This is a genomic window from Boseongicola sp. (assembly GCF_057460485.1).
Genome location: NZ_JBVCWP010000062.1, coordinates 1 through 16,293 on the forward strand (window position 1 = coordinate 1; position 16,293 = coordinate 16,293).

General features: G+C 56.8%; 14 protein-coding genes. 5 read left to right on the plus strand and 9 right to left on the minus strand.

Annotated elements, in window-relative coordinates:
- Positions 1-214 precede the first annotated feature (214 nt).
- A complete protein-coding gene (locus AC221Y_RS09565) occupies positions 215-1,321 on the plus strand; it encodes an acyltransferase family protein (protein WP_486707233.1) in 1,107 nt (368 codons plus the stop codon).
- Positions 1,322-1,657: 336 nt separating this feature from the next.
- Here the strand turns inward: AC221Y_RS09565 and AC221Y_RS09570 are convergent, their stop codons facing one another.
- Positions 1,658-2,137 (minus strand): VOC family protein, encoded by a 480-nt coding sequence (locus AC221Y_RS09570; RefSeq protein WP_299751852.1) that lies wholly within the window; start codon positions 2,135-2,137, stop codon positions 1,658-1,660.
- A 351-nt stretch (positions 2,138-2,488) separates the two neighbouring features.
- Here AC221Y_RS09570 and AC221Y_RS09575 point away from each other — a divergent pair, with 351 nt between their 5' ends.
- A complete protein-coding gene (locus AC221Y_RS09575) occupies positions 2,489-2,782 on the plus strand; it encodes a DUF1330 domain-containing protein (RefSeq protein WP_299751855.1) in 294 nt (97 codons plus the stop codon).
- A gap of 633 nt (positions 2,783-3,415) precedes the next feature.
- On the opposite strand, the gene AC221Y_RS09580 is transcribed toward AC221Y_RS09575, so the two are convergent.
- The 7 genes from AC221Y_RS09580 to AC221Y_RS09610 form a co-directional block, all read right to left on the minus strand.
- Entirely contained in the window at positions 3,416-4,564 is a 1,149-nt protein-coding gene (locus tag AC221Y_RS09580; protein WP_299751858.1) for a Gfo/Idh/MocA family protein, read from the minus strand.
- A complete protein-coding gene (locus AC221Y_RS09585) occupies positions 4,564-4,866 on the minus strand; it encodes a putative quinol monooxygenase (RefSeq protein WP_299751861.1) in 303 nt (100 codons plus the stop codon). Before AC221Y_RS09585 ends, AC221Y_RS09580 begins: the two co-directional genes overlap by 1 nt.
- A gap of 3 nt (positions 4,867-4,869) precedes the next feature.
- The gene (locus AC221Y_RS09590) at positions 4,870-5,841 is read right to left on the minus strand and encodes an ABC transporter permease (protein ID WP_299751864.1); all 972 of its coding nucleotides are present in this window, start codon (positions 5,839-5,841) and stop codon (positions 4,870-4,872) included.
- The gene (locus AC221Y_RS09595) at positions 5,828-7,402 is read right to left on the minus strand and encodes a sugar ABC transporter ATP-binding protein (protein ID WP_299751868.1); all 1,575 of its coding nucleotides are present in this window, start codon (positions 7,400-7,402) and stop codon (positions 5,828-5,830) included. The genes AC221Y_RS09590 and AC221Y_RS09595 overlap by 14 nt, the downstream gene beginning before the upstream one ends.
- Positions 7,402-8,565: a levoglucosan dehydrogenase gene (locus AC221Y_RS09600; RefSeq protein WP_299751871.1), complete on the minus strand. Its 1,164-nt coding sequence runs from the start codon at positions 8,563-8,565 to the stop codon at positions 7,402-7,404. Before AC221Y_RS09600 ends, AC221Y_RS09595 begins: the two co-directional genes overlap by 1 nt.
- Positions 8,566-8,640: 75 nt before the next feature.
- The gene (locus AC221Y_RS09605) at positions 8,641-9,759 is read right to left on the minus strand and encodes a substrate-binding domain-containing protein (RefSeq protein ID WP_299751874.1); all 1,119 of its coding nucleotides are present in this window, start codon (positions 9,757-9,759) and stop codon (positions 8,641-8,643) included.
- 49 nt (positions 9,760-9,808) lie between these two features.
- Complete coding sequence (locus AC221Y_RS09610) at positions 9,809-10,621, minus strand: sugar phosphate isomerase/epimerase family protein (RefSeq protein WP_299751877.1); 813 nt, start codon at positions 10,619-10,621, stop codon at positions 9,809-9,811.
- Between the two features lie 270 nt (positions 10,622-10,891).
- Between AC221Y_RS09610 and AC221Y_RS09615 the strand changes: the two genes are divergently transcribed.
- Together AC221Y_RS09615 and AC221Y_RS09620 are read left to right on the plus strand one after the other, a co-directional pair.
- A complete protein-coding gene (locus tag AC221Y_RS09615) occupies positions 10,892-12,169 on the plus strand; it encodes an ROK family protein (RefSeq protein ID WP_486707234.1) in 1,278 nt (425 codons plus the stop codon).
- On the plus strand, positions 12,166-13,176 hold the full coding sequence (locus AC221Y_RS09620) for a substrate-binding domain-containing protein (protein WP_299751883.1): 1,011 nt from the start codon (positions 12,166-12,168) through the stop codon (positions 13,174-13,176). Before AC221Y_RS09615 ends, AC221Y_RS09620 begins: the two co-directional genes overlap by 4 nt.
- Positions 13,177-14,020: 844 nt before the next feature.
- Here AC221Y_RS09620 and AC221Y_RS09625 read toward each other — a convergent pair.
- Positions 14,021-15,625 (minus strand): winged helix-turn-helix domain-containing tetratricopeptide repeat protein, encoded by a 1,605-nt coding sequence (locus tag AC221Y_RS09625; RefSeq protein ID WP_486707235.1) that lies wholly within the window; start codon positions 15,623-15,625, stop codon positions 14,021-14,023.
- Between the two features lie 137 nt (positions 15,626-15,762).
- Between AC221Y_RS09625 and AC221Y_RS09630 the strand changes: the two genes are divergently transcribed.
- Entirely contained in the window at positions 15,763-16,197 is a 435-nt protein-coding gene (locus AC221Y_RS09630; RefSeq protein ID WP_299751890.1) for a carboxymuconolactone decarboxylase family protein, read from the plus strand.
- Positions 16,198-16,293 lie beyond the last annotated feature (96 nt).

Below are 16,293 nucleotides of genomic sequence, written 5' to 3' on the forward strand. Positions count from 1 at the left end.
CGCACTTGCTCTGTATCGTTCAGAAAAATGACGATCATGCCCAAAATCGGAGTTTTTCAACACAATCAGCACCGAGCGGCCGTTCATCGGCGCTGATCCTTTAGGTGGAGCCCCCGCACTCAACGGCTCGACGACACCGTGATCTGAATCAAAGCCCATGAGGGTATGTCACTTATTGTTTTAGCGAGCCAATGGGTCAGACGGGAGCTTCAACATGTCGCGACAACAGACGGGAGAACGGGTTCACTACATTCAGTGGCTGAGAGTCTTTCTGATTTTGTTGGTGGTGGCTCATCACGCTGGGCAGCCCTACGGTCCCACGGGTGGAGCGTGGCCGGTTGATGATCCAGCGAACAGCGACGTCCTATTGTTCTTTTTTGCCATCAATGCCGCATTCTTTATGGGGTTTTTCTTTCTCCTTTCCGGATACTTCATCGAACGCAGCTATGATCGGCGAGGAGCCGCGCCCTTTTTGTGGTCCCGTCTAATCCGGTTGGGCATTCCACTCGTGGTTTTTGTGATTTTGGTGAATGGCAGCTCCGAGTGGGCAAACTCAGAAAGTGCTCGTGGATACTTTGACTACCTGATCAACGACTACGTGAAAGGGTGGCGATTTGAGTTTGCGCACTTGTGGTTCATTGCCCACTTGCTGATTTACGCAGCTCTATTTGTGATGTGGCGCAGGTTTACGTCGGCTCCAGATCCAAACCACCTGCCCGAACCACCAAGACATCTGAGAATACTGATCTTCACAGTTGCGCTCGCGAGCGTGAGTTTTCTTGTACGACAAGTCTACCCACAAGATACGTGGGTTCGTCTATTTTGGACTGTGCCTGCAGAAATGGCCCATCTACCACAATATGCCAGCCTATTTGTCGTTGGAGTGATTGCTGGTCGCGGCCGATGGTTTGAGAACATAAACCGACACGTTGCTTACACTTGGTTCTGGATCGGTGTGTTGGCGTTTCTCATCAATGGAATGTTCGAGATACCCGGCATCAACCTGCCCGGCGGATACACAGCGCGCGATCTATGGGACTTCGTTGATTCATTTATTTGTGTCGGAATGATTCTCGGACTTCTCGCACTCTTTCAGAGGCATTTTGATAAAACAGGGCCATGGGCTCAACGCCTCGCTGGCGGTGTCTTTGGGGTTTACCTCTTGCACATGTACGTCGTCATTGGGTTGCAATTTGCGATACTTGAATTCGAGATTTCGGCGTTGTCAAAATTTGCACTGGTCACGGTTGCTGGCTCAATAATTTCCTTTTCCATTGTAGATTTGTTCAGACGCATCCGCTGGCTACGTCTCATCCTATGAAAGTTCGCCACCCTCCACAGGCGGGATCGACGGGTCGTCATCGATGAGAACGGCGAAGGAGAAGTCGGTCAACGGGCAACTCAACTTCGGTGCCTTTTCAACTGTCCGGTTTGTCCGCACACCGACGTTTCAGCCAGCAAAAATGTTGCATAGTGCACGAAAGTCCGGTTCGACGGGCCGCACCGCAGCATCCTGAGGTGGACGTGAACGGCAGCAATGGGCCGTTAATGTTGGTCGGGGCGAGATCGTTTGGCAGGATCGCTGCAATGCGGCTAACGGCAGCAAGGAGCCCAAATTCGCCATTCATTCGCGCCTTTCAGACGTTTGAACGCGAGTTCAGCCCGCCTCGGCAAGGAACGGCGCAAGTTCGAAGCGCTCATTTACTATCTTCAGGCTGCCATCGTCGTGCCAAAGCCACTCTTCGCGCGGCTTATCCCAATATATCTCGACGCCGTTGCCGTCAGGATCGTCGAAATAAAGCGCGATCGACACGCCGTGATCGGCATGGCCGTAGATGTCGAACCCGGCATCGGCGACGCGTTTGGCTGCCGTTACCAACGCCTCCCGCGTGGGATATAGAAGGGCAACGTGAAAAAGCCCGGTGTGGTGCTTGGCGGGTGGAGTGCCGCCCGCACTGTGCCAAGTGTTCAGCCCGATATGGTGATGGTAGCCGCCCCACGACAGAAACGCTGCCTGTTCACCGTAACGTTGAACCAAATCCATACCCATCACGTCTCGCCAGAAAGTTATGGCCCGCTCAAGGTCCGCGACCTTCAGATGCGTATGCCCGATGCAGGGTTTCGCCATGCTGTCCATTGTGCCCTCCGAACTGGAAGTCTAGCTTAGAGGCAAAGTGAGGTCCGGGACAAGCGCCGCGCGCCCATCCGCAAGTGAAGACGCGACAGGCGACTTTGTCCGCACACCGACGTTTAAGCCGACATAATGCTGCAAAATGCACGAATGGCCGGTCTGGCGAAGCTGCGGCGCAGCATCAGATCGACCGACGAGCGGCAGCTAAGGGCCGTTCATGTTGGTCGGGGCGAGATCGTTTGGCAGGATCGCCGCAATGCGGCTAACGGCAGCAAGGAGCCCAAAGCTGCCGCGGCGATAGGCCTTCGTGCCAAGATGTGATACATGCTTCCAAACTTAAGCCATTCAGGAAAAAAAATGACTGCCTATGTTATTTTCGACCTAGCTCCGCTTGATCCAGTTCGAATGAAAAAATACCTAGATGGTGCAAATGCTTCAGTGAAACACTTTGGTGGCAACCTTCTCGCAGCCACCGGCGACGTAGTGATATGCGAAGGCGAGTGGAAACCTGAACGCGTGGCTATTATTGAATTTCCTACTTTGGAAAAAGCCAAAGGTTGGTATGACTCAGCAGAGTATCAGAAAGTCCTCCCATTGCGTCTTAAAGAAAGCACTAGCGACAAGATGGTGATTGTTCCGGGTTTGGGTTGACGCAAAGGCAGCTTCAATGCCTGAACGATTAGCTCAAATGACCGCTTGGAACCCATTCAGTAAATTCGTATTTCGTGCTGTGTGCGCTCGCAGCGCGGGAAATGTGGGAAGTACGAAAGATTTGCTGCAGCCGCGCAGCGAGAAAACCGGTCGTTCGTAAAGGCCTCAGCAAAGATCAAGCATGGAATTTACAGCTCGCGGACATCTCCGACCTTTGCTGCGGTTGCGCCAATTGGGGCTTTGGGACGGTGCAACGAGCTCTGATGACACGACAGCCTTCAAGATAGTACATTTTGGTGGGGTCATTAGCATATCGCCTATTTCCGAATTTCGACCAATTAGGAGTAGTTGCGTGATGTGGCATGTTGTAGCGGCGTGACCCCGTCGCCCAGAGCGGCAGCCTCGATCAAAGAAGCCCAAGCCAGATTGTCGATATGATGCAGCGGTGCGCCGCCTACCAGCAGATGGGCCACAACATCGTATTGACCAACCAGCTTGATCGTTTTGACGATTCTGACGATCTACGGTGTGAGCTGACGCTCCTTGTTCTGCGATGATCGGAGCAAACCCTTTTTGGTCCTTTAAACCCAATCCACATGGTTTCAGGATGTGCCGACGGAATCCAGGATATCTTCAACCCTCAAGTTGCTGGAATGGGACCCATGTGCCGCCGCTGCCCGCTGAATTCACGCAGGCTTCAATGAACTGCATGCCCTCCAAGCCCGAACGAATTCCTGCCAGAAGGGCTCCCCCGCCCTTTCTTTCGATCAGGTCTGCTGTGTCGGTATAAATGTTGGCAAAGCTTTCAAGGTAACCTTCCGGGTGGCCGGCAGGGATCCGCGTCCAATCTGTCATGGCTCCGCCTGATCCGACCCCGCCGCGTGTGAGGATACGTTTTGCTTCGCTGTCGATTGTCAGACACATCTTGTTTGGGTTTTCCTGCGACCATTCCAAACCGCCTCGGTCGCCATAAACACGCAGGCGCAGCCCGTTTTCATTCCCAACTGCAATCTGTGACGCCCAGAGCATCGCCTTCGCACCACCCTGCATGTGCAGCAGGATATGAGCGTTATCGTCCAAACGACGCCCGTCGCCGAAACGGTGTAGGTCGGCCAAGAGCGCCTCAGGCTTCAGCCCAGTCACAAAACACAAAAGGTCAACGGCATGGGTTCCTATGTCGCCGATTGCGCCACCGCCACCGGACTTTGCCGGATCGGTCCGCCAGTCTGCCTGTTTTTGACCATCCTGTTCGATAGTTTGTGTCAGCCAGTCTTGCGCGTATTCGACTTGAATCACACGCATTTGACCCAATTCACCATCGGCAATCATCTTGCGGGCCTGACGGATCAAGGGGTAGCCGGTGTAGGTGTGCGTCAACACGAAATGCGCATCAGAGGCTTTCACTGCTTCCGAAATCATTTGGGCTTCAGCCATGGTGGCACATAATGGCTTGTCACAGATCACGTGAATTCCGGCCTGAAGAAAGGCGATGATTGGCGCGGCATGCATATGGTTTGGCGTCACGATCGCGACGACTTCGATCCCGTCGGCGCGTTTTGCTTCGGCCTTGGCCATGACCTTGAAATCGGCATAGGCCCGAGCCGGCACGATGCCCAGATCCGCCGCGCTTTCAGCCGCGCGCATTGGATCGGAGGAAAGCACACCCGCAACCAGTTCAAACCGGTCATCAATACGACTGGCAATGCGGTGCACGCCGCCGATGAAGGAACCTTTGCCTCCTCCAACCATCCCCAGACGCAGCCGCTTGCGTGATGCCGTCATCAGGCCATCTCGCTGAGCATGGTCAAGTGCCGGATATCGACCGTACAGGCCAACAAACGATCAAGCTGTAAAAACAATGGCTTCAGATGGGGCATCTCGAGATGAGCATCTAAATCAGCTTGCGTGCGCCAGTTTTCATAGAAGACAAAGCAACAAGGATCGCTTGCATCAACATGAAAGTCATAGTTGATGCAGCCCTTCTCCTGACGGGTAGGGGCGACCTGCCTTGTAAGCAGGTCAAACAATTCAGCGCGCGTTTCGGGTTTGGCTGTAACCGTTCCAATGATAGTGACATGGGCCATGGTTCAGACCCTTTTCTGGCTCAGGGCCACGGCAAGGATGATTATACCACCGCGCGCGATCAGCTGCTGGCTGAACTCAAGCCCCATCAGGATCAAACCGTTGTTGATCAGGCCGATCATCAGCGCCCCGACAATGGTGCCGATCACTGTCCCCTTGCCTCCGAAGAGGGATGTACCGCCCAAGACAGCCGCCGCAATCACTGAGAGTTCGTCGCCTTCCCCTAGCTGAAACCGCCCCGATTGAAGACGACCCGCATAGAGCATACCAGCAACGGCTGCCGCGGTTGAGGATATCACCAGCACCCGGAATTTAACCCGCGACGTATTGATCCCCGAATAACTGGCCGCCTGTTCGCCGCCACCCGTTGCCAGTACCCGGCGGCCAAAGCTGGTGCGCCGCAAGACAACTTGCCCGACAACACCGAAAATCAACATCCAAAACAACAGAACCGGAACGTGGCCGATCGAGCCGCCGCCAAACCACCATGAATAGCCGGGCGACAGGATCGGCACTGCTGACGTGCCCGAAATCCACATGGCAACGCCCTTGGCGATGCCCATCATCGCCAGCGTGGTCAGGAAAGACGGGATACCGATTTTTGTCGTCAGCCAGCCGTTGAAGACACCCACGGCAACGCCAGTCGCAAGCCCTGCCATGATCCCCGCAAAGGGCCCGGCTACGGCAATTGCCATGGCCACCGTCACACTTGCAAGTCCGGCGACCGCGCCCACAGACAAGTCGATCTCGCCCGCTGACAGTACGAATGTCATGGCAACGGCCATGACGGCAATCATTGTGGTCTGCCGCACAATGTTAAGAAGGTTGTTGGGATTCAGGAACCCCCGGTCATTCAATGTCAGCGCGAAGATCACGAAGATCGCCGCGAACCCGATGTAAATGATATTCTGGCGCCAGTTGCCGAGAAAGCCGCTTAAGGCATTTCTGGTGCGATCTTTCGTATCAGTGAAGGTCATTGGAAATCTCCTGCTCTGACTTTAGGGCGTTCTGGATGGCAATTTGCAGGCGCTGTTCAGCGACCTGAACACGGTGCGCGGCATTCGTATTAACGTCCGCGGGGTCTTCTAGATTCGCATGTGGGATATCTGCGTGGCTTCGTCCTTCGGCCATCACGATGATGCGGTCGCAGGCGGTTAAAAGCTCAGACAGTTCAGATGATATCATCAGGATTGCTTTGCCGCTGGCAGCAAGGTCGCGGACCATCTGGATGATTTCGGATTTGGATCCGATGTCGATGCCCGCAGTCGGTTCGTCGAGAACAAAGACATCCGGATCAGACGCCAGCCATTTTCCGATAACGACCTTTTGCTGATTGCCACCCGATAAGGTGCTGACTGCGTGATCACGGCTCGCGGTCTTGATCGACAACCGTTCGATCTGTGCATCAGTGGTGGCCCGAATTTTGGCCGCGTCCACGAACCCGAATTTTGAAAGCTTATCAAGCACGGCAAGGGTCGCGTTGTCCGCCACCGACTGGGACGGGATGATGCCCTGTGTGGCCCGAGCCTCGGGCACCAATGCCACGCCTGCTGCAATTGCATCACTTGGGCGGCGAATGTGAACCGGGCGGTCGTTGATGCGGATTTCGCCCGCGGTTATGGGTTCAATTCCGGCGATAAGCTTAGCAAGCGACGTGCGCCCTGACCCCAGCAGACCGGCCAGCCCTACGACCTCGCCCTTGTGGACCTTCAGTGAAATGTCCTTTGGCTTATTGCGGCCGGACACATTGCGCAGTTCCAGCGCGACATCACCCTGCACGGCAACGTTGCGTGCGACATCCGCAAGACCAAGCGAGCGTTTTCCTACAATATGTTCGATCATCACGTCCACTGGCAGATCTGCGATATCGGCGGTGGTCACGTTTTGTCCATCCCGCAAGATCGTAGCGCGATCGGCGATGCGGGCGATTTCATCCATCCGGTGGCTCACATAGATGATCGCGACGCCTTGAGTTTTAAGTTTGCGCAGGAAGGTAAACAGACGATCCACATCCGAAACGGCCAGTGCCGTGGACGGCTCATCGAGCACGAGAACGCGCGCGTCCTGCGATATTGCTTTGACGATTTCGGTCAGTTGCTTTTGCCCCGCTCCCAGATCGCCCACAATGGCGCGCGGATCAATCTCGACCTCGAGCATCGCAAATAGCTCTGCCGCCCTGCGTTCTGCCTCGGTGTCGTCGATCAGTCCGCCCGACTTCGCCTCGCGTGTCAGAAACACATTCTGGGCCACGGTCAACGTCGGGATGAGGCTCATTTCTTGATAGTTCATCGCGATGCCTGCAGCTCGGGAGGCCGCAGGACTATGCGTGGTCAGCGGAACGCCCGCGACTTCGATGGTACCAGCAGAGGGCACATGTACCCCGTTCAACACCTTTAGAATTGTGGATTTTCCCGCCCCGTTGCCGCCCAGAAGCGCGTGGACCTCACCGGCCAGAACCTCAAGATCCACGTTATCCAACGCTTTGACCCCACCAAAGTGTTTGGATATTCCCTTCATGCGGACAGCAACGGGTGCCATTACACTTGCTCCCAGGCGTGGGTTTCGCCTGAACGCAGCAAGGCATCCGCGACCTTTTCGGTCAAAAGCGCCTCTTCGAAGTTTGGTGAAGGCTGGGTTCCCTCCACGATCGCTTTGCAGAAATCGAAGCATTCGATGATCTTTGTCTCACCGTAGCCAATGCCAAGGGCTGGTATCGGCCATAAACCTTCGCCATAAGGATGCGCCGGACCGGTGTAGATGGTGCGGAACCCTCGCGCATCGCCGGGATCATCAGCGAACATCACCTGCAATTCGTCGCGACGTTCATAGTTGAACAGGATCGACCCTTTGGTCCCGTGGATTTCCAGCGTGATGAAGTTGTTGCGGCCCCATGCATTTCGGGTGGCTTCGATGCTGCCCACGGCACCGGACTTGAACCGGACCATTGACATGACCTCGTCGTCTACATCAACCTCTGCCCGCTCTGAATCCGCAGACTTTTCGGACGCTCCTAGCTTGTCGACGCCCCCTTGTTGAATAGGACGCGTCTTTACGTAGGTCGAGGTGATCGCCTGAACCGTGTCAATCGGCCCGACGAGGTAATGCGCCATATCTACGACATGCGTGCCGATGTCACCCACTGCACCGGAACCCGCGATATCCTTCTGGAACCTCCACGACAGCGGCCCGTTCGGATCTGCCGACCAGTCCTGCAAGTATGTGCCCCGGAAATTGATCACGTCGCCGATCTTGCCGTCTTCGATGAATTTCTTGGCCAGCGCGACAGCAGGTGTCCGACGATAGTTGAACGCAACCATCGTGACGGACTTGCTGGCGCGCGCGGCCTCGACCATCGCCACGGATTCTTCAAGCGTCCGGGCAAGTGGCTTTTCGCAGATCACGTGCTTGCCTGCTTTGAGCGCTTCAATCGCGATCTCGGCATGGGAGTTGTTGGGGGTGCAGATATCGACAATGTCGATGTCGGCGCGGTTGACTGTCGCCTTCCAATCACTGGAAGCTTCGTCAAAGCCGAACCGGTCGCGTGCGGTTTCGGCGGCCGCATCCGTCAGATCGACCACCGTCTTGCGGCGAGGGATTGCGGGGGCGGGCCAGAAAAACATCGGCATGGCAGCATAGGCCATGGCGTGGGCCTTGCCCATGAAACCGCCGCCTATCATGGCCACATTGAGGGTCTTGGTCATCACGATACTCTCCGTACTGGAAATGAAAGATGGGTGGTCCCGCAACCAGGGAGGAGCTGCGGGACCTGCGCATGATCAGTTCATGCTCCGCTGGATATTCTGCGTGGCTTCGGTCCGGTAAACGGTCTGCCATGCCTCCAGCAGGTTTTCCCTGTTCACTGGCAGGGCTGGCAGGGCCACAAAGGCCGGTGCCTCTTTGCCCAAAAGGCCATAGCCCGCCAAAGTGGCTTCGGCGACGCCCTGATCGAATGGGCGCTGCGCCCCCAGACCTTTCACGAAGCCGCCTTGGGCCATGTTGATCGCAACGTTCTCGCCAAGGTCAATCGTGGTGATGATCAGGTCGTCGCGTCCCGCAACGCGCGCCGCCGAGATCACGCCTTCGGCCGGTACGTCCCAAACGGCCCAGATGCCATCAAGGCCAGGGTTGGACGTCAGCATTGCCGACGCGACCTTTTCGGCGTCGCCAGTGAAGTCCGGTCCGCCGATACCCTGTTCGGCAACGATCTCGACATTGGGATAGTTTTCCTCGGTCGTCGCCTTGAAGGCGTCATAGCGTTGGCGGGTCACAAAGAAGTCAGCGGCGTGATAGACAAGCCCAATCTGGCCACCATCCTCGCCAAGCGCCTGCGCCATCAAGTGTGCGGCAGCAACGCCGTTGCCATAGTTATCGGCTGAAACGACAGAAACATAATCCTCACCAGCAGTCATGCCCGGAGGGGTATTTTCCATGAAAACAATCTTAACGCCCGCATTGGCAGCGGCCATATAGGCTGCGGCGGTTGCGGCGGGGTCGGTCGGAACGGACACGATGATGTCGGGCTGGCGCGCCATAACGGTTTCGATATCCGCGACCTGCTTTTCGGGTTTGAACCCTGCATCCGTCACCGCGATGACTTCGATGCCCAACTCACCAAATTGGAACCTCAATCCTTCGATCTGCGCCCGCGACCAGTCGTTGCCGCCATAATGCATGACGATCGCGGCGGTGGCGTTCATGGCTTTGATCTGGTCGATCTCGGCCGCAGTCAGCGACAGGTCTGCTGCCGGGCTTGGGTCCTCGCCGTTGGGGCCCTTGGACAGGACGTTTTCCTGCAATGCGGCCAAGGCAGCGGCGGGATCGGCAATGGCCGGAACAGCGCCAAGTGCAATCACTGCGGCGGCGATGGACCCCATAAGTATGGAACGTGTAGACATAGGTCTTCCTCCCAGAAGATGGGGCGTAAGCCCCGTTAAAATGGCCTAATTAGGCCTGATTGAGATAGTCCATGCTGGCGCGTGCCCCGGCTGCGGGGTCGTTCCAGGCATCAAGTTCAGTGCAGACCCAGCCCGCGAAATTCGTATCGCGCATCGCAGCGATGATCGGGTCGGTCGGCACATCGCCGCGGTCAAGCGGCGTGAATGCAAAGGGGTCTTTTTGGAACCCCTTGAGGTGGATATATGAAATCCGCTTTGCGTGTTCGCGGATCATCTGCGCGGGGTCCCCGCCAGCAGCAGCCAAATGGGCCGTGTCAGGGCAGAAATCGATCGACGTCAGGTCAAAGATACGCCGCACCTCTTTGGGGCCCTCCACGATCGTGGACAGATGCGGGTGATAATGCGCCTTCAGTCCACGGTCCTCGGCCAGTTCCTTGACCCTGTCGAGCGCTGCGCCAAGTTTGTCATAGTCGGTTGTCCGAACACCATCGAACCGTTTGGCCCCGCCCCCCACGACCAGATGTGGGGCGTCAAGTTCTTCAGCGCGGTCCGCCGCACGGGTAATCCGCGCCAGTTCATCTGGAAGAATTTCATCAAAAATGAAGTTGGCGCCGGAATAGGCCGCAACCAGCGTCAGACCATTGTTTGCCAGCAAGGTCCGAAAATCTGCTGCGTCATAGTCCAGCAAGTTGCCGTCAAACAATTCAACCCCCGTGTAGCCAGCTGCCGCGATTTCGGCGCAGGCCCGGTCCATGTCCCCGAAGGTGCGATAGCTCAGTTGCGTAATCGACGTCACACCTTCTGCATTGCCGCCAAGCTCACCCCAGCAATTCGCCTGATAGGCCAGTTTCCAGTCACTCATTGGTTTTCCTCCTCCGGCATTTGGCGCCGGTCACACATTTTGTAATGGCTATAATGAGCAGTGGTCAACATATTTTATGCATAAGTATGTATTCTTTTGCATTTAATCTGCAAAACTAGACGCTTGCCATGCTTAAATTGCCGAACTACTGTTGAATCCAGTCACGACGAAGAGAAGATTTTTGTGAAAAAAGGCCAATCCGCAACGAATCGTTCAACAGGCAATGGACGCCCACGTAGCAGCGAGGCGGCCACGGCAAGTCTTGTCGACGTGCTGAATCTTGTCCGCCTAGGGCATGCGGGAACCCGTCAGGAGCTAGAGCGTGTCGGAGAGTACGGACGTGCAATCGTCGCCGACAGGCTAGCCACCCTGAAAGATTTGGGCCTCGTTGATGAAAACGCGACCGGTGTAGCCACGGGGGGGCGCGCGCCGCGACTTGTCCAATTCATGAAAGACCGCGCCCGCCTTGTCTCTGTCACGCTAGACCAATCAGCTGTTGGTGTTGGATTGGCTGACCTGAGCGGCAAATTGCTGTCAGAGCACCACGAAATGATCGATATCTCTGATCAGTCTGCCACCGTCGACCGCATCTGTGCCTTGATCAACTGGCTCCTTACACGGCAACTGGACGCGCCCGATCTGTGGGGTATTTCCATTTCTGTGCCCGGGCCGGTTCTCGCCAATCCTGGCACGTCTTTCCTACTGAAAACCCCTGACTTCCTGCCTAATTGGGATAGTTCCGGGCTGGTGGAGACCCTGACAGATCGATTTCAGACGCTTGTCTGGATTCATTCCAACGTTGAGACGATGACGATGGGGGAACTACATGGCGGTGCCGGGATTGGCTTGCAGTCCATGCTTTTCGTCAAGGTGGGTCAACGCATTGGCGCCGGACTTGTCAGCGATGGCCATCCCTACCATGGCGCCGCAGGTGCGGTGGGCCTTATTGGTCAACTTCCTGTCACCTATCGCGACAGCACGGGAACGCTGGATGCCATGGCCGGGGCAGAGATGATCAGGGCCCGCGGACTGGAAGCAGCTAAAAGCGGGGGCAGCCCCCATCTGGACGATACACTTGCGCGTGGTGGTGATTTGACAGCCATAGACGTATGCCAGGCGGCGCAAATGGGCGACGGTGCATGCGTTGAAATCCTGATGCAAAGCGGCCGCTTGATCGGCGGGGTTGTTGCAACATTGGCGAATATGCTGAACCCCCAACTTATTGTGTTGGCCGGGTCCATTGCGCAAACCAACGATATTCTTCTGGCCAGTATTCGCGAAACGGTCTACGGCGCATCCCACCCCCTCGTCACACGCGATCTTCGCATCCTCAGATCTCAAATGAGCAATTCCGCGGCCCTTTTGGGCGCCGCCAGCATTGCCGCAGAGGCGCTGTTCGATCCGATTTTCCTGAAAGAATGGATCGGTCTTGGCACCCCGACCCGCAACCCGGATTTCGTGCAGAGTCTGGCCGCTTTGGGATCGTCCTCTCTGCAGTCTGGCGAAACGCCGCCACCGCCGCCAAAGATATCAAGGACAACCACATGACTATCATCGGTCTTGGGCCACATGGCGAGCGCGCCTCCCCTCCTGAGCGGGTCACGTTGCTGCCACAGGATATAGCAGCCGCTCGTGCAAAAGGGCTGCGCATCGCGCTCGTCATGCATACGTTGGAAAGTGACTGGTCGCGCCATCTTGTGCAGGGCGTCGTCGGCATGATGGGAGAATGCGGGGCGATTGTGATCGACGTCGTTGACTGCAATTTTTCGCCAGAAGCGCAAATCGCAGCTCTTCGTAGGCTTTGTGATGAAAAGCCAGATGCAATCGTTTCCCTTCCCGTCGACAACACGACAGTGGCCCAAGACCATATCGCTGTGTCCAATGCCGGTATTAAGCTGGTGCTGATCGACAATGTTCCCACCGGCATGTTGCCGGGAAAGGACTACGCCGCACTTGTTTCTGTAGACAATTACGGTCTGGGCAAGATCGCGGCAGAGCTGCTGTCAGATCATCTGCCTGCCAACGCATCGACCGGGTTGCTGGGCTATGATGCAGATTTCTTTGCCGTCAACGAGCGCGAAATCGCGTTCAGCCAATCGATGGAGCGCAACCGCCCGGATGTTACGGTCAGAACGGCAAGATTCTCATCCCTCGATGATGCCGGTGAACAAACGCGGCGTATGCTGGCCGATTATCCGGACGTTGCAGGTCTATTCGTCGTCTGGGATACCCCTTGTATCGACGTCATCCGGATGGTTTCGGAGCTGAAACTGACTTTGCCCATCACGACCGTGGACCTTGGACAAGAGGTGACGGAAAATCTTGCGAAAGGCGGCGCTGTTGTCGGCATCGCAGGTCAACGCCCGTTCCAACAAGGTGAGGCTATCGCAAAGACGACGATCACCGCCTTGCTTGGCCGCCCCTGTCCGGACTGGGTCGCGCTGCCGGGCCTAGCGGTGACGCGGTCAAACGTCATCGAGTGTTACCAGTCTGTGTGGCGCAAGCATGCACCCCGCGAAATCTTGGTTGGGCTGGACGTATTGCGCCCAGGCTGAAGCTTGCGCATGCAGGCGCGCTATGCGACGCGGTGATGATCGCCAAATTCTGACAGATTTAAAGGCGTTGTCTTAGCTGGGCGAAACTCCAGCAGAGAAATTCGAGGCCTATGTTGCAGCGGCCCGCTGTAACCACACCGCGTCTCGATTGTTGAGGCAGGCCGAAGCGAAAGGTTAGTTCGGATTCCACCTGTTGTGACGTAATTGAACGGCCTGTTCGGGGAAATTCGCCTCATCGCGGAGGTACTTATGCTGCGTGAGCAGTCGCGGCGTGGTCAAAAAGCCGCTTAGTCCGCAACTCGGACCTGCGGTGCGCCTGCTGCGAATGACTGGTTCCGGTCGATGGTATTCAACCCGGCTTGAACGTCCGCTTTCGGGAAGTTGCGCTGCAAAGCGGCGCGCAGCATGTAACGGCATATTCGCCGGAGCGACGGATCGTGCCGCATCTGCAAAAGTCCGTTTTGTCCCGCACACCGACGTTTTAGCCGACAAAATGCTGCGCCATGCACGAATGGCCGCAATGCGAAAGCTGCACCGCAGCGTTATATGGAGCGGCCAAAGTCCGGTTGGGGCCGTTCATGTTGGTCGGGGCGAGATCGTTTGGAAGGATCGCTGCGATGCGGCTAACGGCAGCAAGGAGCCCGAAGCCATCACAACTTCCCGTGCCTTTTTCTGCAAGTGCATAGTCTCGTTGTGCAGAATGAACCTGGTTCAACTGCTATGCGGCCGGCAGTCTGCGCGTCGGTTCGATGTCGCCAAAGCTGCCTTTCGCTGACTGTGCAGCAATTGCAAAGCTGCTCCCAAATGTCCGGGTTCGGCACAAAGCCGAAGCGCTCAAAAGAACTTAGCCCTCCGGCAAACCAGATGCGCGCAAGTCGGACACCCATCGTTGATAGTAGTCCTCGTTGTTCATAACCCCGCGGACTCGGTCGGCGTGAGCACTGACGGTGAAGTTCGGGTTTAGTTCAAGCAGCTGTTTGGCCGCATGTTGCGCCTCTTCCAGCTTATCCTGGCAGACAAGGTTGACGATGAGGGCGCGGTAGTCCCATTCCCTGAGCCTTGCGCGTTTTCGGATCGCTTGTTCGCCTTCGGAGCAACGCCCGGCAAACCAGTAGGCACGGGACAGGTTGTTGAAGTACCAGCCAGGAGTTATCGGGTTCACCTCGATGGCGCGCTCCATCAAGGCGATCGCTTCGTCGGTGCGATCTGTGTAGATCAAGGAGTCGTTTGCCACGGCCATCGCCGTGCTGCTGCTGGGATTCAGTTCGACCGCTGTCAAATACCTCACGATCGCCTGTTCGTGTTCGCCGGCGCTGAAATGCATGTCACCCCGGGCGATATGCGCGGCATAGTAGGTCGGATCGATTGAGATCGCCATTTCTGCGTAGTCGACACCGCGCTTTAGCAACTCTTCGCGGGGCACGTCCGGATATACCCAGCCCTGAGTGATATCAGACCAAAGCACGGTCGCCATGCCAACGTAGCCGAAAGGCGCGTCTGGATCGGCAGCGATGGCCTGTTCGTAGAAGTCGATCGCCTGACGATATGAATCCGGCGTGCCCGTTTCGAAAGCCTCATTGCCGAGGAAGAAATAGTGCAACGCATTGACCTTCTGACGATTGCCGGTCTCTGCTGGGCTCCAGGCCAGTTCGCGACCCAACTGGGTTGCGACACTACGCACGATCTCGGACTGGACGCCGAACAACTCACCAAGATCGGCGTTGAATTCGTCGGCCCAGATATGCGTGCCGTCGTGGCCGTTGATCAGCTGGACCGTGACCCTGAGCCGATCACCCGATTTCTGTTTGCTGCCCTCGACGATATAGTCTGCGTTCAGCTTCGACGCGATCTCGGCGATGTCCGTGGACTGGTCGCGGAAGCTGAAGCTTGAGTTGCGAGCTACTACCAGAAACTCGCGATAACTGGCCAGTTCGGTGATGACGCCCTCTGCGATCCCGTCTCCGAGCCAGCCCCGGTCGTCGCCCGAACTAAAGTCGTCGAACGCCAGAACGGCGATCCTAGGGCTCGCGTTCGGGGTCGGTACGGGGCGAGTGAGAGTCCAAATGGCGCCAGCGGCAATAGCGATGACTGCCAGCACGGCTGCCACGATCACCGTTCTTCTGCGTTGTGTGACGGGCGCTTCAGACACGGCGAGGCTGTAGCCCTTCCCGACGTGTGTTTTCAGATAGTTTTGGTCTTTGTCGCCGATCGCGCGGCGGATGTCGGCAATGCACTGGGTCAGGCTTTCCTCTGATACGGTCACTTCTGGCCAAACGGCGTCCATGATTTCGGATTTGCCAACGATCTGGCCGGGTCTTGCCGCCAGAAAGTCTAGCACTTCCGAGGACTTGTTGCGCAGTTCGACGCGGTTTCCGGCCTTGTCCCGCAAATCGCGAGAGTCGGGGTCAAATAATACCTCTCCCAGCCGGATTTCACGCCGATTTCGCATGATTTCACCTCGATTTCAGGACGGAAGTGGCCACGATGCGCAGTTCTTGTCCATCCGCAGCAGAATTATGCACGCGGTCGGGCCGTTCATGCAAGCGCGGCTCAAAGCAACCACGGACCGTACAAAGGGAGATTATCATGAAGAGCATCATCAGTTTCGCTGCCGCCGTTACGCTGGCGCTACCGGCAGCCGCGCAGGAACAGACTGCCGCAGGCGTTCGCGCAGAGGCCTTGAACGCTTTCGGAGCCGCGCTGCCAGAGATCGAGAACTATCCCGATAGCATGCTTCCAGGCGCATGGGCCTGGATGAACGACGTCGAAGACGGCGAAGGCGCGCTCGACATGAAAACGATGCAGCTCATTGCGCTTGCCGTCGCCGCGCAAGTCCCATGTCAGTACTGTACGCACTATCACCGCGCGGCGGCGATGTCCTACGGGGCCACTGAGCAAGAGGTTGCTGAGGCCGCAGTAATCGCCGGATACGTGCGTCACTGGTCGGCCGTCCTCTACGGCACGGGCACCGACCTAGAGGCCTATACGAAGATGGTAGACGGACTCTTTGCCAGCCAGTGACACGCGTCGTGCATGTGTCCGGTCGGCCGATCGCTGTTGGCCTGTCACACGCCGATCCCTACCCTTCGAAAAGAAAGTGAGACACTCATGAGACTA